An 18,141-nucleotide genomic window follows, 5' to 3' on the forward strand; every position below is an offset into this window, starting at 1 on the left:
GGCAAAGCAGTGTTCGAGAAGCACGACGGACGCACTCAGGGCAAGGGACGATTTCGAAAATGCGCGACGATGCCCGCATGACGATCGCGACCCGCTGCCACCAGCACCCCGTGCGTGACTTCCCGGCGGTTATAGAGGATGGGATCTCCGGAGAGGTCGCTCATCCTACCATCCGCTTCCTGCACGATCAAATCGGCCGCCGCAAGGTCCCAATCATGGCTGTTGCCCCCGGCAAAAGCCGCATCCAGCACGCCATCGGCGACCCGGCACAGGCGCAGCGCGAGCGAACCGATTCGCGGATGCAGCTTGATGTCGCCGCCAGCAATATTGAGCCGCTCGACCATCGGCTTCGGGCCGGCGACGCGGGAGAAGTCGAGCGCGGATCCGGACGCCGCCCGCACGGCTTTGCCGTTGAGCGTCGTGCCCTGCCCGCGGGCCGCGAAGAAGAACTCGTCGGTCGCGGGCGCAAACACCGCAGCCAGCACCGGCGAGGCATCCTCGACCAGCGCGACGCTGACGCACCATTCGTCATGACCGCCGAGATAATTGCGGGTGCCGTCGATGGGATCGACCACCCAGGTCCGCCGCCGCGACAGCCGCACCTCGTCGTCGGCGCTCTCCTCGGACAGCCAGCCATAATCGGGCGTCGCCGAGCGCAGGCGCGCTTCGAGCAAATCGTTGACGGCAATGTCGGCTTCCGACACCGGCGAGGACGCGCCCTTGGTCCACGTCCTCAATTCGGTGCGGAACATCGACTGCGCGAGGCTGCCTGCCTCCCGCACCGCGTCCTGCAGCAGCGCCGCGTCGCGCGTCAGGATGGTTTCGTCAGTTGCATGCGCGTCAGCGTCCGCCAAGCGTCAAACCCTCGATGCGCACCGTCGGCGCATTGATGCCGTAGCGGAACTCGAGATTGTTCGCCGGCTGCATCGACTTGAAGATCTCGAACAGATGGCCCGCGATCGTGACTTCGCTGACGGGATAGGTCAGCTCGCCATTCTCGATCCAGAAGCCGGAGGCGCCGCGGCTGTAATCGCCGGTGACGCCGTTGACGCCGGAGCCGATCAGGTCGGTGACGTAGAAGCCCTGCTTGATGTCGGCGATCAGCTCGGCCGGGGTCGGCGTGCCCGGTTCGAGATGCAGATTGTACGGCCCGGGCGACGGCGAGGACGAGACGCCGCGATGGGCGTGGCCGGTGGTGGTGAGGCCGAGCTCGCGCGCGGTCGCGCAGTCGAGCAGCCAGGTCGTCAGCACGCCCTCGTCGACCAGCGCGATCTTCTTCACCGCGACGCCTTCGGCATCGAACGTCTGCGAGCGCAGGCCGCGCTTGCGCAGGGGATCGTCGATGATGCGGATGTTCCTGGCGAACAGCTGCTGGCCGAGCTTGTCCTTCAGGAAGCTGGTCTTGCGTGCGATCGAGGCGCCGTTGATGGCACCGACGACGTGGCCGACCAGCGAGCCCGCAACGCGCGGATCGAACACGACCGGCACCTTGCAGGTCTCGACCTTGCGCGGATTGGAACGCGCCACGGTACGCTCGCCGGCGGAACGGCCGACGATTTCCGGCGACAGGAGATCGGCGCCGTGCGGCGCCGAGGTGAAGTCGTAATCACGCTCCATGCCGGTGCCTTCGCCCGATATCGCGGTCGCTGAAATGCCCTGGCTGGAACGCAAATAAGAACCATGAAAGCCGGTGCTGGTGACGAGCACCATGCCGCCCATGCCGGCGGAGGCGGAGGCGCCGCCGGACTTGGTCACCCCCTTCACGGCGAGCGCGGCAGCCTCGGCTTCGAGCGCGCGGCGCTCGAGCTCGGAGGTCGCGGGCACGTCGGGATCGAGCAGATCGAGATCGGGGAAGTCGCGCGCCAGCAGCGCGGGATCGGCCAGGCCGACATATTTGTCGTCGGGCGCGACGCGCGCCATCGCAACCGCGCGCTCGGCAAGCTTGGTCACGGCATCGCCGCTGACGTCGTTGGTCGAGACCACCGCCTGGCGCTGGCCGACCAGCACGCGCAGGCCGACATCGTCGCCCTCGGAGCGTTCGGATTCCTCGACGCGCCCGTCACGCACCTCGACGCCCTGCGAGACGCCGCGCACGGCGACGGCATCGGCCGCATCCGCACCGGCGCGCTTGGCCGCCTCGACCAGCCGCTGCGCGAGATCGGAGAGCGCGGTCTGATCGAACAGGTCGCGATTGGCTTTGGACGAATCCTGGGGCGAAAGCGTCGAGCTTGGTGAAGGGTTCACAAACGAAATCCTGTTGCGGCGGGAGGTTTCGGGGCGATACCGGCCCTGAACACCAGATGTGCCCAATTGGTACGGACTTCAAGCGTTTTCAGCCCGCAAAAAGCTCAGATTCGCAAGTCTAGCGCAACGTCTCGTCAATCATGCGTGCCAAGGTCTTGTCAATCATGAGCGGCGGTGACGCTGGATTAACCAGCCTTTTTAAGTGGTTTCGGAACGGCGCGCGCTAAGGTCCTCGCATCGACCGGGAACATAATCCCGGCGGGGAGAACTAAAGCCGTGAGGCGTCAAACAGCAACAAGCGGGATCGCTCCCGCCGGGTCGGGCCGCAGCTTGCGGCTCGACCCTCTTTCCCTTCCGGTCCGCTTCGATGCGCACGATCCGCGCGCCGACGGATACACCAGGCAGATCGAGCTTCATCGCGAGCGTGTCGTGCTGCGCCGTGCCGTCCGCGGCATGCAGATGGCGATCAACGTCCGCGTCAGCGACTTCATCGGCGTTGCGTTGCGCGGCAATGACGAGGCGCAGACCCTCGTCCTCGTGCATCGCGATCCCTCGCTGTCCGTTCCGCTGCTGGTCAGCAACGATGGCGACGAGCTCGCCGAGGCCTGGGCGATCTGGAGCGAGCTGTTTGCGCTTCCGCAGCTCGACGAAGGTGCCCGCAAGCCGACGCCGCGCCGTCGTCGCGCCAACGCGATCCGCGCCCGCCGTCCGAAATTCCTGATGCGCCGGCGCACCGCCATGACGCGCGAGCTGTCGGTTCATCAGGGCGAACGCGAGATCATCGCAAGGAATTGAACGGCACGCACAGTGCCGTAGGGTGGGCAAAGCGAAAGCGTGCCCACCTTTTTTATCTCAATCCCGGGAAGATGGCGGGCACGGCGCAAGAGCGCCTTTGCCCACCCTACGGGCTACGCCGCCCGCATCACCGCGTCGACCAGCAATCCCGCAAACAGCAGGAAGCCCGCATACTTGTTCGAGAAGAACAGGCGCTTGCAGAGCAAGGGGTCGCTGATATCCAGCCGCACGATCTGCGAGGCCAGATGCACGGCGAACGCCGCAAGCCCGAGCCAGGCCGGCCAGCGCGCATCGCCTGAGGCCAGCGCGACGCCGATCAGCATCACCGCAAGCCCGTAGAACAGGATCAGCGCCTGGTGCGTGTGCGCGCCGAACAGCCGCGCGGTGGATTTGATGCCGATCAGCGCGTCGTCCTCGGCGTCCTGGTGCGCATAGATCGTGTCATAGCCGATCACCCACGAAATCGATCCGGCATAGAGCACCAGCGCGGTCAATTCGATGCGCCCGAAGGTGACGGCAAATCCCATCAGCGCGCCCCAGGAGAAGGCGAGGCCGAGCACGATCTGCGGCCACCAGGTGATGCGCTTCATGAAGGGATAGATCGCGACGATCAAAAGCGAGGCGATGCCGGTCAGGACTGCGAAGCGGTTGAATTGCAGCAGCACCACGAGACCGGTCAGCGCCTGCGCGACCATGAAGGCCAGCGCCTGCTTGGTCGTCACCTGGCCCGACGGCAGCGGCCGCGAGCGGGTGCGCTCGACCTTGTCGTCGAGATCCCGGTCGGTGATGTCGTTCCAGGTGCAGCCTGCTCCGCGCATGACGAAGGCGCCGATGAAGAACAGCACGATGGTGAGGGGCAGGCCGCGGACATCATGCGCCATGCCCGCCGCGAGCGCCGCCGACCACCAGCACGGCATCAACAGGAGCCAGGAGCCGATCGGACGATCGAAGCGGGACAAGCGCAAATAAGGCCGCGCCCATTGCGGCGCAAGCGTATCGACCCAGTTGCCGGTGGAATCGGCAACGCGGGCGGATGTATCACTCATCGGGTGAGGACGTTGCCGTTGAGCGTATCGAAGGTGCTGCCGCCCTTCTTGCCGGCATTGGCTTCAGGCGCCGAGCCCGAGCCCAGCACCTCGCTCAGCGACGGACCGGCCGGACCGCGCGGCTGGTTCTGCATCTGCTGCGCGACGTTGCAGACCTTCGTCGCCATGGCCTCGGTGTTCTTGTGGCCGTCCTTCATCTGCGCGCTGACCTGCGCCGGAATCCCGCACTTCGAAGCGTTGACCTCGATGTACTTGATCATCTTGGTCTCAGCCTGGCTGAAATTGCGAATCAGCTTGCAGGCTTCGTCCGGCGAGGCGTGACGATCGCTCGCGGCCTTGATCAGCTTGCCGCGCTTCTCGGCTTCCTCGCGCAGCGGCATGAAGGTTTTCATGCAGTCCTCGCCGGGACCGCCTTGCGTCGGCGGGGCGGCGCTGAAGGCACCTGCGCCACCGACGGGCGCGGCGCCGTTCACGGGAAACGATCCTTGGGGCGCTGCACCGACCGAAGCGCTCGGCGCCGAGCCGTTCACGGGCGGAAACGCGGAACTGGTTGGGGCTTGGCCAGGCAGCGGCGCAGGGAAGCCCTGCGCGTGGGCACCCGCGGCGCCCAAGGTGACCATGGCGGCAGTGATCGGAACCATCAAATGACGGATCATCAAGGCAGTCTCTCCGGCAGGAGCTTACGGGGCTTGGCGTCTTCCCAATTGAAGCGCAACCAGCGTGCTCGCGATTTTACGATTCCCGCCGGCCCTTAACAACCCGTCGAATAGGGCAAGAGCGCGGCGCGCCGACGCACCGATTTGGCAATATTTACCCCCGAAATGGCGGCTTTCGGTTAATAACGGCGGCAAATTGGACCTTTGAACGATGCCCTCCCACGATTTTCGTGCCCCCCGCCTGTTTGTCGATGTCCCCCTTGCCCAGGACGCCAGGGTTCCGCTCGACCGCGACCAGAGCAATTATCTCGGCAATGTGCTGCGGCTTACCGCCGGGGCCGAGGTTTTGGCGTTCAACGGCCGCGACGGCGAGTGGCAGGCCGCGATCGAAGGCCGCAAGCGGCCGGACGGCCTCGTCATCCTCCAGCAGGCCCGGCCCCAGGACCGGCTCGCTGACCTCACCTACGTCTTTGCCCCGCTCAAGCATGCCCGGCTGGACTACATGGTCCAGAAGGCCATCGAAATGGGCGCTGCCACGCTTCAGCCGGTCCTGACCCGCTTCACCCAGGCCTCCCGGGTCAACACCGAGCGGATGCGCGCCAATGTCGTCGAGGCCGCCGAGCAATGCGGCATCCTCAGCATCGCCACGGTCGCCGAGCCGGTGCCGCTGGACCGGTATCTCAGTCAGCGCCCTGCCGACCGGCTGCTCATCTTCTGCGATGAAGCGGCGGAGGTCCAAAACCCCATTCAGAGCCTGCAAGACGCGCGCGAAGCCGGACATGACCAAGGCAGCGTTGGCATCGACGTGCTGATCGGCCCCGAAGGCGGCTTTGCCGAGGAGGAGCGCGCCCTGCTGTTGCGGCAGCCGAAAATCCTGCGGCTGGCGCTGGGACCCCGAATCATGCGGGCCGACACGGCCGCGGTGGCGGCGCTGGCGCTGGTGCAGGCGGTGCTGGGCGACTGGGGCGGCACCTAACCTAGTCAGGCGAACCTAAGGTCGATTCACGCGCGGCGGCTCTACAGGTTCGCGCTTTAGATGACCTCTCGCTTCGACCGATGCAGGGTCTCGGACGGCAGCTCTCCGAAAGCCGCCCTATAGCTCGCTGCGAACTCGCTCAGATGCCAGAAGCCATGGCCGATTGCGCAGGCCTTCACACTGCGACGAGCCGGGCCGGTGCGCAGCTGCTTTCGTACCGACCAGAGGCGCAAGACCCGGCTGTAGCGATGAGGGCTCATGCCGCAGATGGCCTGCGTCGCACTCTGGAGGGTCCGAACGGACACTCCCACCCGCTCTGCCAGTTCGGTCGTCTTGTGCCAGATCGCGAGATCGTGGCGGATCAATCGTTCCATCTCTGCGACGATCCGCTGATAGCTGTCCGTCGTGGAGTGCATGGGCCCGCGCTTCACGTTGGACCGAATGGCAGCATCCATTGCGGCGAACAGGGATTGTTCGACCGCCGTTCGCGACGTCGGCTCGTTCAGGAAGTCTGGATCATGTGCCGCGGTTTCAAGCGTCGTGGAAATCGAGCCATGCAGGGAGGCAAGTACTTCCGATGCCGGACTCAGCAAATGATAGCCGTCATCCAGCTGAGACCAGGGCTCGCGCTCGGGCGGGCTGAAATAGGCGACAGCCCACAAACGCCCCGCCGGCTCATAGACCAGGCAATCGGATCTCCCCTTGAGAACGAGTATGGAGCTGCCAATTGATTGCCCGTTGATGCGGGTGGAGGTCACATGGTCCATCGGCACCGCCACCGCGATGGCGTGCGCCAGATCATAACCGCGGATGATCCGCGGGAAGGTCTTCACCAGAGACAGCGTCAGGACCGGCAGGCTGAGCTGGGCACGCTTGATTGCAGTCGCCCCCGCCGACAGCGGCATGCTGGATGCGCCGGCATATCTCTCACTCTCTCCGAAATGATCGATGTCGTACGATCGGAGCTCGAGAGCCGCGGATGGCTTGAGGCCCTGAAACGACAGCAAGCCGTCTAATGCTGTTCTTTGCGTTCCATCGCGAGCAGTATCGAGAAGGCTTTGATCCATATCCTGCCGCTTACTTCGCCTTCCTTGTCGATGCCGCGCCCTTGGGGGCACGCAGATCATCCGGCCCGTTGATGCCGGCGCGCTTGAGATCGCGAAGCAGTTTTGTGAGCAGCAGCATATTAGTCTTCTGCAGTTCGTGATTGTTTCCAAACCTGAATGCGTTCTGCTCGGTCACGATGAGCCCGGCCTTGGTTTCGGCGAGAATCTTTCGTCTCTTAAGTCCCGTCACGCGACGGCGAACCGTCTCGAGCGGCAGGCTGAGGAAGCGAGAGAGCGCCGCGCGGGACACCCCTTGCTTGATCGCATCCGGCTCGACCGCGTGAATGCTGGAGAATCTCTCGTCCAGCGACGGATCGTTCATCACATTGATCACGTTTGCGTTGAGAATCGCATGAACGATCAATAGGTCCAGCGGATCGAATTCGTCGTAGTGCGGGAACAGCTCGCTGATCGAAAACAGCATATAGGCCAGCGTGTGTCGCGAGACCGTCCGGATAGCATCTGATGCATTGCGCATGAATCGAAACCAACATTCACATTGTAAGCGAAGGCAGCAGCGAACGGGTCATCCGCCATACCCAATATGAGTATGCGACGACTTGCCTGTCCTCCTCAATTTCTCAATGTGACGTTGAGCTTGCGGTTGCTGCATTGAGTCGCATGCCCGGACAGGAATCAGCGACGGGCAATGAGGCTGTCGCGCAGGACGACATGGCCATGGACGACGATGTTGCATCGGACAGGCGGCGACGCGAGGAGCTAGGGCTCATCAAGGCATTTCTCGGCATAAGGGACCCGAGCAGGAGGCAGAGAATTCTCGAGCTTGCCGAGGAGCTCGCAGATCACGCCGCGTCCGAAACCGCAGGGATTGCCTTCGCCTCGACCGATGCATCGCTTGGCGATGCGCCCAGAGATCTCCCTGGCCAAACTGAGTGAAAGCCAGGCCCCTCCCGCCCTAGGTATTAAAATACCTAAAATACTTTCTGACAGATCGCTGCGTCCCGCCTCCAAAGCCGTTAAGCGATTGATCCTTTGGAGGTCGAAACCGCTTTCGCGCCATGCTAAGGCCTGCGCCAATTCGCCTCCCTTCTTTCGCCCTGCCCGGTTCCACCGGGACGATGGACCCCTGTTATGACCGCGACTGCCACCTCAAATGCTGCCGGCTCCGCCGCCTGGGCGGACACGCTGCTCTTGTCGTTCGCGCAGGCCGGCTATGTCAGGGCCGAGCCCGCGATCCTGCAACCGGCCGAGCCGTTCCTGGACCTCTCCGGCGAGGACATCCGCAAGAGCCTGTACCTGACGACGGACCTGTCCGGCGAAGAGCTTTGCCTGCGCCCGGACCTGACCATTCCCGTCGCCCGCGACTACCTCACCTCGAGCCGCGCGGGCCAGCCGGCCGGGTTCAGCTATCTCGGCCCGGTGTTCCGCTACCGCAGCGGCCAGGCCAGCGAATTTCTGCAGGCCGGCATCGAATCGTTCGGCCGCCAGGACCGCGCCGCGGCCGACGCCGAGATGCTGGCGCTGGCGCTGGAAGCGACCGCAGCCTTCGGTGTCCGCGATGTCGAGATTCGCACCGGCGACGTGGCGCTGTTCAACGCCCTGCTCGATGCGCTCGACCTCTATCCGGTCTGGCGCCGCCGCCTGGTCAAGGATTTCAACCGCAAGATCAGCCTGGAAAAAGATCTGGAGAAGCTGGCGGCCGCGACCACCGCGACCCGCAGCGAATATGAGGGTGTGCTGGCCGCGCTCGCCGGCTCCGACCGCAAGGCGGCGCTCGCCTTCGTCACCGATCTGATGTCGATCGCCGGCACCACCAATGTCGGGGGCCGCACCACGGCCGAGATCGCCGACCGTTTCCTCGAGCAGTCGACGCTGAAGGGCGGCGCGCTGCCGCGCGAGGCGATCGCCGTGCTCAAGCGCTTCCTGTCGATCGCAGGCAATCCCGACGATGCCGTCGCCGAGCTCCGCGCGCTCACCACGGACGCGAAGCTCGACCTCAGCGCCGCCGTCGACCAGTTCGAAAGCCGGGTCGGCTTCATGGCCGCGCGCGGCATCGACGTGAAGCAGACGCGCTTTTCGACCGCGTTCGGACGCGGCCTCGACTATTACACCGGCTTCGAATTCGAGCTGCATCACAGGGGCAACGGCGCCGAGCCGCTGGTCGCCGGCGGCCGCTATGACGGGCTGATGACCCAGCTCGGATCGGCCGAGCCGATCCCCGCGGTCGGCTTCTCGGTCTGGGTCGACGCGCTGACCCGGATCGGTCGCAAGGTGGGAGCTTAAGTCATGAGCGCGCCATTCGTCCTGGCCGTTCCCTCCAAGGGCCGCCTGCAGGAAAACACCGAGGCGTTCTTCGCCCGCGCCGGGCTCAAGCTGTCGAAGGCCGGCGGCGCGCGCGACTATCGCGGCACGCTCGCGGGCCTCGACAATGTCGAGGTCGCCTATCTCTCGGCGAGCGAGATCGCATCGCAACTGTCGCGCGGCTTCGCGCATCTCGGCGTCACCGGCGAAGACCTGGTGCGCGAGAACATCGCGGATGCCGACAAGCGCGTGTCCCTGATCGACGGGCTCGGCTTCGGCTATGCCGACGTCGTCGTCGCGGTGCCGCAGGCGTGGATCGACGTCCGCACCATGGCCGACCTCGACGACGTCACCACCGGCTTCCGCGAGCAGCATCACATGCGGATGCGGGTCGCGACCAAGTTCATCAACCTCACCCGCACCTTCTTCCAGAGCCACGGCATCACCGATTACCGCATCGTCGAAAGCGCGGGCGCGACCGAAGGCGCGCCGGCGGCCGGCAGCGCCGAGCTGATCGTCGACATCACCACGACCGGCGCGACGCTCGCCGCCAATGGCTTGCGGGTGCTCGACGACGGCGTGATCCTGCGCAGCCAGGCCAATCTGGTCGCCTCGAAGGATGCCGACTGGTCGCCGCAGGCGCGGGAGACCGCGCGCGTCATCCTCGATCACATCGCAGCAAGGGCGCGGGCCAACAAATACCGCGAGGTCCGCACCCGCTTCCAGCAATGCGACGCCGCCCTGCTCGGCGAAGCCCACGAGCGCTTCGGTGTCGAAGCCCCGTTCGGCGGGCCGACCTCGTCGGGCATGCTGACGCTGCACTGTCCGCCGGGTCAGCTCTATGCGCTGGCGAGCTTCCTGCGCGAGCATGGCGCCGAGACCGTCTCGGTGGTTTCGCTCGACTATGTGTTCGACCGGGAGAACCCGCTGTTCGCCAAGCTCGAGGCATTCCTGCGGCAGTGAGCCTCAGGTCCGTTCAGCGTAGCGACAGCAAACGGCAGCTACCATATGCTGTTGAGAACCATGGACGCCTCTGGAACCTTGATCAATGACGCTGGGCTCTGACGTTTCCGGCATGACGACCACCGCGGCCAGTGCCGCCGCGAAGGGGTTGTCGATTGTCGTCCCCGTCTACAACGAGGCGGCGGGCCTCGCCGCCCTGCACCAGCGCATTTGCGATCTCGCCAAGACCTTGCAGCAGCGCTATCGCTTGCGTTGCGAAGTCGTCTATGTCGACGACGGCAGCGCGGACGCGACGCTCTCGATCGCCCGGTCGCTGCCGGCCGACGCGGTCGACGTTCAGGTGGTGTCGCTGTCGCGCAATTTCGGCAAGGAAGCCGCGCTGATGGCCGGCCTCGACCATGCCCGGCTCGGCGCCGTGATGTTCATGGACGGCGACGGCCAGCATCCGCCGGCCCTGGTCGAGCAGCTGGTGCGGCACTGGATCGAGGACGGCTATGACGTCGTCTATACCGCCAAGGCGCATCGCGACAACGAGCCCTTCCTGCGCCGCGTCGCCGTGCGCGGGTTCTATTCGCTGATCAATTGGGGCGCGCGCCAGAAGATCCCCGAAGACGCCGGCGACTTCCGCCTGCTGTCGCCGCGCGCGGTCGCAGCGCTCAGGCAGCTGCCGGAGCGCAACCGCTTCTTCAAGGGCCTCGCGAGCTGGATCGGCTTCCGCCAGATCCGCGTCGATTACGAGCCCGCGCCGCGCACCCATGGCGTGACGACCTTCAGCGCCGCGCGCCTGCTCGGTCTTTCGATCGAAGGGGTGACCTCGTTCTCGGTGGCACCGCTGCGCTTCGCCAGCCTGCTCGGCGTGATCCTCGCCGGCGGCGCCTTCCTGTTCGGCCTCTCGATCCTCTGGGAAGTCTGGACCACGGGCAAGCAGGTGCCCGGCTATCCCTCGCTCGTGATCGGCCTGATGACCATCGGCGGCGTGCAGCTCATCATGATCGGCATCGTCGGCGAATATATCGGCAAGATCCTGTCCGAGCTGAAGGCGCGCCCGATCTACTTCGTCGCCGAGCACAGCGAAAAGCATTTCGAGACCGGGAAGGCCGACGACGCCTCGAAGAGGACGGCCGCCGAATGAGCGCGGCCGCGGGCCTGCGGCGGATCTGGCTCTGCGCCGACGATTACGGCATCAGCCCGGGCGTCAATCGGGCCATCCGCGACCTGATCGAACGCGGGCGTCTCAATGCCACCTCGGTGATGATGGTGGGACCGGCGATCGAGCGCGGCGAGATCGAGGCGCTCCAGACGGCGGCGAAAGCGAGCCCGCGCTGCGCGATCGGCTTGCACGTGACATTGTCGGCGCCGTTCCGGCCGCTCACCATGCATTTCCGACCGCTGGACGGCGACATGTTCGTGCCGTTCCCGAAGCTGCTGCGCGCCGGCCTTGCGCGCCGGCTCGACCGCGAATTCTTTCGCAATGAGGTCAAGGCGCAGCTGGCGGCGTTCGCGGAAGCATTCGGGCGCGCGCCCGACTTCGTCGACGGCCACCAACATGTGCAGCTGTATCCGCAGGTGCGTGACGGCTTTGTCGATGCGGTCAGCGAAGCCGCGCCGAAAGCCTGGGTCCGCCAGGGCGGGCGCGACCTGCCGCTCGTGCAGCGGCTGGCCTCACCAAAAGCCATGGTGCTCGATATCCTGAGCGCGCAATTCCGCCGCCGCGCCGCCAGCGCCGGCCTCGGCTTCAATCCCGGCTTTGCCGGCGCCTATGATTTTACGCGCGAGGCCGATTTCGGCGCGCTGATGCGGCAGTTTCTGGAAGGCCTCCCCGATGGCGGCCTCGTGATGTGCCACCCCGGCTTCGTCGACGATGTCCTCACCGGCCTCGATCCGATGACCGACGTCCGCGAACGCGAGCATGCTTATCTTTCAGGCGATGGGTTTGCGCGCCTGCTGGCCGACAGCGGCGTCACGCTGGGGTGAAACCGGCGGAAAGCAAGCCGCTGGGCAGCTTGTCGCATACCGAAATTTAATCCGGCCGGCACTGTTGGGGCCACAATGGAACCCTACATCTGCCTCGCGCTTGGTTTGAGCGAGGGAGACTGATCATGACGCCGCAGGAACGCCAGCTCGTCGACGAGCTTTTCGACCGGCTTTCGAAACTGGAAAATGCACCGCGGGATCCCGACGCGATCGCCGCGATCTCCGACGGGCTGCGCAAGGCGCCCGGCGCGGTCTACGCACTGGTGCAGACCACGCTATTGCAGGACGAAGCGCTGAAGCGTGCTCATAACCGCATCCAGGAGCTGGAAGCGGCCCATGCGCCCGAGCAGGCGCAGTCCGGCGGCTTCCTCGATACCATGCGCGACTCGCTGTTCGGCGGAGGCCCCTCGCGCGGCTCGGTTCCGAACGTGCCGCCGCGTGACGCGCGGCCGGTCTGGAACACCGGTCAGGCGATGCCGCAGACGCAGCCCGGTTACGGCGCGCCGCCTCCTTATGGACAGGCCTACGGCCAAGGCCCAGGTCAAGGTCCCGGTCAAGCTCCGGGTCAGGGCTATGGCGCTCCGCCGATGGGCGGTGGCGGCGGCTCGTTCCTCGGCACCGCGGCGGCAGCCGCGGCCGGCGTCGTCGGCGGCTCGCTGCTGCTCTCCAGCATCCGCGGCATGATGGGCGGATCGCACCAGCAGGCCTTCGGCGACACCAACGCGCTCGGCGACCGCAGCGCTGGTGGAAGTCCCTGGGGCGGCAGTGACCAGTCCGGCGGCTCGCTCGCGCGCGATGCCGGTCTCAACGACATCGGCTCCAACCGCGACCGCGACGACGGTTCCCGCCAGGGCTTCACCGACCAGGCGTCGAACGACCGGGACAACAACAACAACGATCAGAACTACGACGACAACGACCACGACAACGGCAATATGGACGTAGCCGACGACGACAGCGATTTCGGCGGCGGAGACGATGGCGGCAGCGACTACGCGTGAGGCTGCCCGATCAGCGCGACAAACAAAAACGGCCGCCCGGGAGGCGGCCGTTTTCATGTCGAGCGTCAGACGATCACATCACCACGACCTTGGTGCCGACATTGACGCGGCCGTAGAGGTCGATGACGTCCTCGTTACGCATGCGGATGCAGCCTGAGGAGACGTTGGTGCCGATGGTCCAGGGCTCGTTGGAGCCGTGGATGCGGTAGAGCGTCGAGCCAAGATACATCGCCCGCGCGCCCAGCGGGTTTTCCGGGCCGCCTTCCATGTGCCGCGGCAGGTCGGGCCGGCGCGCGATCATTTCCGCCGGCGGCGTCCAGTCCGGCCATTCGCGCTTGGCCGTGATCGACTTCACGCCGGACCAGGTGAAGCCGGGACGGCCGACGCCGATGCCGTAGCGCATCGCCCGGCCGTTGCCCTCGATCAGATAGAGGAACTTGTTCGGCGTATCGACCACGATGGTGCCGGCAGTTTCCTTGCCGCTATAGTCGACGGATTGCTTCTCGAATCTCGGATCGAACGGACGCTGGCGCGGATCGACCGCCTCCTGCTGGAGACCTGCGCCTTGCTGATATCCACCCTGCATCTGCGGCTCGCCCATCGGTGGCAGGCGGCGCTGGTCGTAATAGCCGGGCTGCTGCTGATAAACCGGCTGCTGCGGCGCGTAGGCCGGGCCGCGGCCGGGACCGTCACCGAACAGGAACTCGATGAAGCCGCCGCCCATATTCGCATTGGAGGCGACACGCACCGGCGCCGGCTGCACCTGCGGCTGGTAGAGCACCGCGGGCGGATCGTTCGGCACACTATTGTCGAAGGCGCTGGCGCTGTTCGCGCCGGCAATGAAGGTGCAAGCGCTGCCGAGCAGCGCGACAGACATTTTCTTGAACATCGACGTACTCTGTACTGTTTCGTCTAGATCCCATGCGTCGTGCAGAGCCGATGGCTGACCGGCGACCGCGACGTGGTCAATAAAGAGCAAAAGCCGTTTTGTTTGGTAAACGTATCAGCCGTTTCGATTCACCACGTCGCGAGCGAGGGTGCAATTTGGCGATCAGCGTTTATTTTCCATGAACGCCGCAGGCCCATGGTTAATCGCTTCTTTTCGCGCCGTCGCGTGCGGCCGCGCAACAGTTCCCGCTGTGAACCTCGTGTTAAATTGCTTCTGTCTACAAAGACGCGTGAGTGAGGTGGGGGGAGTTCCTGATGGCTATTCACCGCAAACGTTTTCGTGTCGAGGAGGCTATTGTCGGCGAGATGCCCAGCCCCGAAATGATTGAGGAGGCTGCGCCGATGCATAACGAGATCATGGCGGAGCTGCGTGCGATCCGCGCACAGATGGCGAAGGGCACCGTGCCCTTGTCCGGCAGCGCGGCCATGGCGGCGATCGACGCTTCCACCGCCCACGAGCTCTCCGAAGCTCGTACCATGCTCGATACTTACCGGGCGCAGATCGAGCAGTGCGAGAAGCTGAAGGTCGAGCTCGACCTCATCCACGACGCCATCGACCGCACCAAGCGCGAGATCGCGACGCTGCACGGCAAGAGCTTCGACGGCGGCGAGATGGCCAAGGTCAATGGCGAGCTCGGCGCGGTCGTCGGCGGCACCGAGCAGGCGACCCAGCAGATCCTCGAAGCCGCCGAATCGATCGACCAGGCGGCCAGCGCGATGTCCAAGGTGCAATCGGCCGACCAGCAGAAGCGGCTCGCCGACGACATCCAGGAACGCGTCATCTCGATCTTCGAAGCCTGCAACTTCCAGGACCTGACCGGCCAGCGCATCAGCAAGGTCATGACCACGATGAAGTTCATCGAGCAGCACATCAATGCGATGATGGAGATCTGGGGCGGCGTCGACGCGATCAAGGCCCATGTGCCCGCGCCGGCCGACACCCGCAGCGACGACGAAAAGCTCCTCAACGGCCCCAAGCTCGCCGGCGACGTCGGCCACGCCTCGCAGGACGACATCGACGCGCTGTTCGACTGATCGGGCGCGGCATTACGGAAAAACAAAACGCCGGCGAGAGCCGGCGTTTTTGTTTTTGGGGCCATCCCCTCCACTGTCATCGCCCGGCCTTGACCGGGCGATCCAGTATTCCAGAGGCGGCGGTGATTGAGCCGAGAGGCCGCGGCGTACTGGATGCCCCGGTCAAGCCGGGGCATGACGAAGGAGAAACTACGCCCTTGGCGCGCAGCGGACGTAGACCATGTTGCCGTAGCGGGTGGCGGCGTCCTTGTCGATGAAGCGGGTGATCAGGACGCGGCCGTCGAAGGAGACGATCTCGCGGTCCTGCTCGCCGGGGGTGGGACCCGCCGGGCCGATGTAGTTCTTGCCGCTGGGCGAGCCCTTCAGCCGCAGCTCCTGCGGCGTCGCCTGGTCGGCGAGATGCATGATCACGCCGCCGGAGGAACCGGCGGTGATCACGTAGGGATTCTTGCACTGCGCCCGGGCCGCGGCCTCGGTGCGGGCGCGGTCGGCCGGGTTCTGGAACGAGGCGAGACCCCAGCGGCCGACGATCTCGTCGGCGCGGATGCTCGCCGGCATTTCCGGGCCGGTGCCGGGCTCAGCCTCGGGCGGCGGCGAAGACGACGAGAACGACGGCAGGCTCATACCGCCGCCGCAGGCGCCAAGCAGCAGCGCCAGGCAGGAGGCGGCCGCCAGATTGGCAACCGTGCGTGCGTGAGCTGACCTGATCATGACATTCCCCCGAGCAAACCGTCCCCCAAATGAGACCCCGACCGCATCCCTCCTGCAGCCAAGCGCAAAACCGCTGTCGGAGCAATGACGTCCTTTATACGCCAGCGCGACCAATAAGTTTCTCTAGACACGATCCTATATCCGCCTCACCAATCGCTTAACCACCCTTGCTTGACAGGATCGCGGCCAAGCCATATTTCCGGGCGCACTATTAGCACTCGGAAAGCCCGATTGCTAAGCGCGCCGTTCGATCCTCGGCAAGAGGGTGGACGGACGCCGCCCCTACCCACTTCCATTCCTTCCGAAGCGAGCCTCCAAAGGGAAACGTCATGGCTAAATCCAAATTTCGTCCGCTGCATGACCGTGTCGTGGTCAAACGTATCGACGCCGAGGAAAAGACCAAGGGCGGCATCATCATTCCGGACACCGCCAAGGAAAAGCCGTCCCAGGGCGAGGTCGTCGCCGTCGGCCCCGGCGGCCGCGACGAGGCCGGCAAGCTGATCCCGATCGACCTCAAGGTCGGCGACCGCGTGCTGTTCGGCAAGTGGTCGGGCACCGAGGTCAAGATCGACAACGAAGAGCTCCTGATCATGAAGGAGTCGGACATCATGGGCGTCATGGCCTAAGGCCGTCAGCCTGAACAGCCGCTGAATGTCATGCCCGGATCGCGCGATCCGGGCATTCGGTCATTCCGCAAGCGGCAAACACATCACGAAACACGAGGGATTGAAGAAATGGCTGCCAAAGACGTCAAGTTTTCCGGAGACGCGCGCGATCGCATGCTGCGCGGCGTCGACATTCTCGCCAACGCCGTCAAGGTGACGCTCGGTCCGAAGGGCCGCAACGTCGTCATCGAGAAGAGCTTCGGCGCGCCCCGCATCACCAAGGACGGCGTCACCGTCGCCAAGGAGATCGAGCTCGAGGACAAGTTCGAGAACATGGGCGCCCAGATGCTGCGTGAGGTCGCCTCCAAGACCAACGACCTCGCCGGCGACGGCACCACCACCGCGACCGTGCTGGCCCAGGCCATCGTGCGCGAAGGCGCCAAGGCGGTTGCCGCCGGCATGAACCCGATGGACCTCAAGCGCGGCATCGACATCGCGGTTGCAGCGGTGATCAAGGACATTGAAAAGCGCGCCAAGCCGGTCGCCGCCTCCTCCGAGGTCGCCCAGGTCGGCACCATCTCGGCCAACGGCGATGCCGCCATCGGCAAGATGATCGCCCAGGCGATGCAGAAGGTCGGCAACGAGGGCGTCATCACCGTCGAGGAGAACAAGTCACTCGACACCGAGGTCGACATCGTCGAGGGCATGAAGTTCGACCGCGGCTATCTGTCGCCCTACTTCGTCACCAACGCCGAGAAGATGACCGCCGAGCTCGAGGACGCCTACATCCTCCTGCACGAGAAGAAGCTGTCCGGCCTGCAGGCCATGCTGCCGGTGCTGGAAGCCGTGGTGCAGTCGGGCAAGCCGCTCGTCATCATCGCCGAGGACGTCGAGGGCGAGGCGCTGGCCACCCTGGTCGTCAACCGCCTGCGTGGCGGCCTGAAGGTCGCCGCCGTCAAGGCGCCGGGCTTCGGCGACCGCCGCAAGGCCATGCTCGAGGACCTCGCGATCCTCACCGGCGGCCAGCTCATCTCCGAGGACCTCGGCATGAAGCTCGAGAACGTCACGGTGAAGATGCTCGGTCGCGCCGGCAAGGTCGTGATCGACAAGGAGAACACCACGATCGTCAAGGGCGCCGGCAAGAAGCCGGAGATCGAGGCCCGCGTCGGCCAGATCAAGGCCCAGATCGAGGAGACCACCTCGGACTACGACCGTGAGAAGCTCCAGGAGCGCCTCGCCAAGCTCGCCGGCGGCGTCGCGGTGATCCGCGTCGGCGGCGCGACCGAGATCGAGGTCAAGGAGAAGAAGGACCGCGTCGAGGACGCGCTCAACGCCACCCGCGCCGCGGTGCAGGAAGGCATCGTCCCCGGCGGCGGCGTCGCGCTGCTGCGCGCCAAGAAGGCGGTGGGCCGTCTCACCAACGCCAATGCCGACGTCCAGGCCGGCATCAACATCGTGCTGAAGGCGCTGGAAGCCCCGATCCGCCAGATCTCCGAGAACGCGGGCGTGGAAGGCTCGATCGTGGTCGGCAAGATCCTGGAGAACAAGTCCGAGACCTTCGGCTTCGACGCCCAGAACGAGGACTATGTCGACATGGTCGAGAAGGGCATCATCGATCCCGCCAAGGTGGTCCGCACCGCGCTGCAGGACGCCTCGTCCGTGGCCGGCCTGCTGGTGACCACCGAGGCCATGGTCGCCGAAACGCCGAAGAAGGAAGCTCCGCCCGCCATGCCGGGCGGCGGCGGCATGGGCGGCTTCTAAGCCTCCGTTCCGTTACAATGTTGCGAAAGCCGCCTCCGGGCGGCCTTCTTTTTTGCCG

19 protein-coding genes are annotated in these 18,141 nt (G+C 65.4%); 11 read left to right on the top strand and 8 right to left on the bottom strand.

From position 1 onward, the window contains the following. Positions 1-35: 35 nt before the first annotated feature. Positions 36-854 (bottom strand): 3'(2'),5'-bisphosphate nucleotidase CysQ, encoded by an 819-nt coding sequence (locus tag AB7531_RS38110; protein ID WP_063985613.1) that lies wholly within the window; start codon positions 852-854, stop codon positions 36-38. Further along, positions 841-2,244 (bottom strand): TldD/PmbA family protein, encoded by a 1,404-nt coding sequence (locus AB7531_RS38115; protein WP_063985614.1) that lies wholly within the window; start codon positions 2,242-2,244, stop codon positions 841-843. The genes AB7531_RS38110 and AB7531_RS38115 overlap by 14 nt, the downstream gene beginning before the upstream one ends. A gap of 276 nt (positions 2,245-2,520) precedes the next feature. On the opposite strand from AB7531_RS38115, the gene AB7531_RS38120 reads away from it, so the two are divergent. Then, the gene (locus AB7531_RS38120; protein ID WP_063985615.1) at positions 2,521-3,039 is read left to right on the top strand and encodes a DUF6101 family protein; all 519 of its coding nucleotides are present in this window, start codon (positions 2,521-2,523) and stop codon (positions 3,037-3,039) included. A 113-nt stretch (positions 3,040-3,152) separates the two neighbouring features. Here AB7531_RS38120 and ubiA read toward each other — a convergent pair whose 3' ends face one another. Together ubiA and AB7531_RS38130 are read right to left on the bottom strand one after the other, a co-directional pair. Then, positions 3,153-4,085 (bottom strand): 4-hydroxybenzoate octaprenyltransferase, encoded by a 933-nt coding sequence (ubiA, locus tag AB7531_RS38125; RefSeq protein WP_063985616.1) that lies wholly within the window; start codon positions 4,083-4,085, stop codon positions 3,153-3,155. Beyond that, positions 4,082-4,741, bottom strand: coding sequence for a hypothetical protein (locus AB7531_RS38130; RefSeq protein ID WP_063985617.1), 660 nt, complete (start codon positions 4,739-4,741; stop codon positions 4,082-4,084). Before AB7531_RS38130 ends, ubiA begins: the two co-directional genes overlap by 4 nt. 211 nt (positions 4,742-4,952) lie before the next feature. Between AB7531_RS38130 and AB7531_RS38135 the strand changes: the two genes are divergently transcribed. After that, a complete protein-coding gene (locus AB7531_RS38135) occupies positions 4,953-5,717 on the top strand; it encodes a 16S rRNA (uracil(1498)-N(3))-methyltransferase (protein ID WP_063985618.1) in 765 nt (254 codons plus the stop codon). Between the two features lie 56 nt (positions 5,718-5,773). Here the strand turns inward: AB7531_RS38135 and AB7531_RS38140 are convergent, their stop codons facing one another. Beyond that, a complete protein-coding gene (locus tag AB7531_RS38140) occupies positions 5,774-6,784 on the bottom strand; it encodes a helix-turn-helix domain-containing protein (protein ID WP_081369124.1) in 1,011 nt (336 codons plus the stop codon). 10 nt (positions 6,785-6,794) lie between these two features. Continuing rightward, complete coding sequence (locus AB7531_RS38145) at positions 6,795-7,247, bottom strand: hypothetical protein (RefSeq protein ID WP_441280253.1); 453 nt, start codon at positions 7,245-7,247, stop codon at positions 6,795-6,797. Positions 7,248-7,495: 248 nt separating this feature from the next. Here AB7531_RS38145 and AB7531_RS38150 point away from each other — a divergent pair, with 248 nt between their 5' ends. From AB7531_RS38150 to AB7531_RS38175, 6 genes are all read left to right on the top strand, one after another. Further along, positions 7,496-7,720 (top strand): hypothetical protein, encoded by a 225-nt coding sequence (locus tag AB7531_RS38150; RefSeq protein WP_063986705.1) that lies wholly within the window; start codon positions 7,496-7,498, stop codon positions 7,718-7,720. A gap of 195 nt (positions 7,721-7,915) precedes the next feature. After that, positions 7,916-9,067, top strand: coding sequence for an ATP phosphoribosyltransferase regulatory subunit (locus AB7531_RS38155; protein ID WP_028157923.1), 1,152 nt, complete (start codon positions 7,916-7,918; stop codon positions 9,065-9,067). A 3-nt stretch (positions 9,068-9,070) separates the two neighbouring features. Next, positions 9,071-10,048, top strand: a complete 978-nt coding sequence (hisG, locus tag AB7531_RS38160) for an ATP phosphoribosyltransferase (protein WP_063985620.1) — start codon at positions 9,071-9,073, stop codon at positions 10,046-10,048. Positions 10,049-10,133: 85 nt separating this feature from the next. Then, entirely contained in the window at positions 10,134-11,180 is a 1,047-nt protein-coding gene (locus AB7531_RS38165) for a glycosyltransferase family 2 protein (RefSeq protein ID WP_063985621.1), read from the top strand. Beyond that, positions 11,177-12,022, top strand: coding sequence for a ChbG/HpnK family deacetylase (locus AB7531_RS38170; RefSeq protein ID WP_063985622.1), 846 nt, complete (start codon positions 11,177-11,179; stop codon positions 12,020-12,022). Before AB7531_RS38165 ends, AB7531_RS38170 begins: the two co-directional genes overlap by 4 nt. A 125-nt stretch (positions 12,023-12,147) precedes the next feature. Next, a complete protein-coding gene (locus tag AB7531_RS38175; protein ID WP_063985623.1) occupies positions 12,148-13,023 on the top strand; it encodes a DUF2076 domain-containing protein in 876 nt (291 codons plus the stop codon). Positions 13,024-13,096: 73 nt separating this feature from the next. On the opposite strand, the gene AB7531_RS38180 is transcribed toward AB7531_RS38175, so the two are convergent. Continuing rightward, complete coding sequence (locus tag AB7531_RS38180; RefSeq protein WP_063985624.1) at positions 13,097-13,912, bottom strand: L,D-transpeptidase; 816 nt, start codon at positions 13,910-13,912, stop codon at positions 13,097-13,099. Between the two features lie 314 nt (positions 13,913-14,226). Between AB7531_RS38180 and AB7531_RS38185 the strand changes: the two genes are divergently transcribed. Next, entirely contained in the window at positions 14,227-15,006 is a 780-nt protein-coding gene (locus AB7531_RS38185) for a protein phosphatase CheZ (RefSeq protein ID WP_063985625.1), read from the top strand. 189 nt (positions 15,007-15,195) lie between these two features. Here AB7531_RS38185 and AB7531_RS38190 read toward each other — a convergent pair whose 3' ends face one another. Next, positions 15,196-15,717, bottom strand: a complete 522-nt coding sequence (locus AB7531_RS38190) for a hypothetical protein (protein WP_063985626.1) — start codon at positions 15,715-15,717, stop codon at positions 15,196-15,198. A gap of 329 nt (positions 15,718-16,046) precedes the next feature. Here AB7531_RS38190 and AB7531_RS38195 point away from each other — a divergent pair, with 329 nt between their 5' ends. Both AB7531_RS38195 and groL read left to right on the top strand, forming a co-directional pair. After that, on the top strand, positions 16,047-16,343 hold the full coding sequence (locus tag AB7531_RS38195; protein WP_014491914.1) for a co-chaperone GroES: 297 nt from the start codon (positions 16,047-16,049) through the stop codon (positions 16,341-16,343). Between the two features lie 108 nt (positions 16,344-16,451). Next, on the top strand, positions 16,452-18,083 hold the full coding sequence (gene groL, locus AB7531_RS38200) for a chaperonin GroEL (protein WP_063985627.1): 1,632 nt from the start codon (positions 16,452-16,454) through the stop codon (positions 18,081-18,083). The last annotated feature ends 58 nt before the right edge of the window (positions 18,084-18,141 follow it).

This window comes from Bradyrhizobium sp. 63_E2_N1_3, assembly GCF_052076005.1.
In the GTDB taxonomy this organism is placed as follows: domain Bacteria; phylum Pseudomonadota; class Alphaproteobacteria; order Rhizobiales; family Xanthobacteraceae; genus Bradyrhizobium; species Bradyrhizobium barranii.

Coding starts and splice junctions, on each gene's coding strand:
- ubiA (WP_063985616.1), bottom strand. CDS start 4,085: ATGAGTGATACATCCGCCCGCGTTGCCGATTCCACCGGCAACTGGGTC.
- AB7531_RS38130 (WP_063985617.1), bottom strand. CDS start 4,741: ATGATCCGTCATTTGATGGTTCCGATCACTGCCGCCATGGTCACCTTG.
- AB7531_RS38135 (WP_063985618.1), top strand. CDS start 4,953: ATGCCCTCCCACGATTTTCGTGCCCCCCGCCTGTTTGTCGATGTCCCC.
- AB7531_RS38140 (WP_081369124.1), bottom strand. CDS start 6,784: ATGGATCAAAGCCTTCTCGATACTGCTCGCGATGGAACGCAAAGAACA.
- AB7531_RS38145 (WP_441280253.1), bottom strand. CDS start 7,247: ATGCTGTTTTCGATCAGCGAGCTGTTCCCGCACTACGACGAATTCGAT.
- AB7531_RS38150 (WP_063986705.1), top strand. CDS start 7,496: ATGGCCATGGACGACGATGTTGCATCGGACAGGCGGCGACGCGAGGAG.
- AB7531_RS38155 (WP_028157923.1), top strand. CDS start 7,916: ATGACCGCGACTGCCACCTCAAATGCTGCCGGCTCCGCCGCCTGGGCG.
- hisG (WP_063985620.1), top strand. CDS start 9,071: ATGAGCGCGCCATTCGTCCTGGCCGTTCCCTCCAAGGGCCGCCTGCAG.
- AB7531_RS38165 (WP_063985621.1), top strand. CDS start 10,134: ATGACGCTGGGCTCTGACGTTTCCGGCATGACGACCACCGCGGCCAGT.
- AB7531_RS38170 (WP_063985622.1), top strand. CDS start 11,177: ATGAGCGCGGCCGCGGGCCTGCGGCGGATCTGGCTCTGCGCCGACGAT.
- AB7531_RS38175 (WP_063985623.1), top strand. CDS start 12,148: ATGACGCCGCAGGAACGCCAGCTCGTCGACGAGCTTTTCGACCGGCTT.
- AB7531_RS38180 (WP_063985624.1), bottom strand. CDS start 13,912: ATGTTCAAGAAAATGTCTGTCGCGCTGCTCGGCAGCGCTTGCACCTTC.
- AB7531_RS38185 (WP_063985625.1), top strand. CDS start 14,227: ATGGCTATTCACCGCAAACGTTTTCGTGTCGAGGAGGCTATTGTCGGC.
- AB7531_RS38190 (WP_063985626.1), bottom strand. CDS start 15,717: ATGATCAGGTCAGCTCACGCACGCACGGTTGCCAATCTGGCGGCCGCC.
- AB7531_RS38195 (WP_014491914.1), top strand. CDS start 16,047: ATGGCTAAATCCAAATTTCGTCCGCTGCATGACCGTGTCGTGGTCAAA.
- groL (WP_063985627.1), top strand. CDS start 16,452: ATGGCTGCCAAAGACGTCAAGTTTTCCGGAGACGCGCGCGATCGCATG.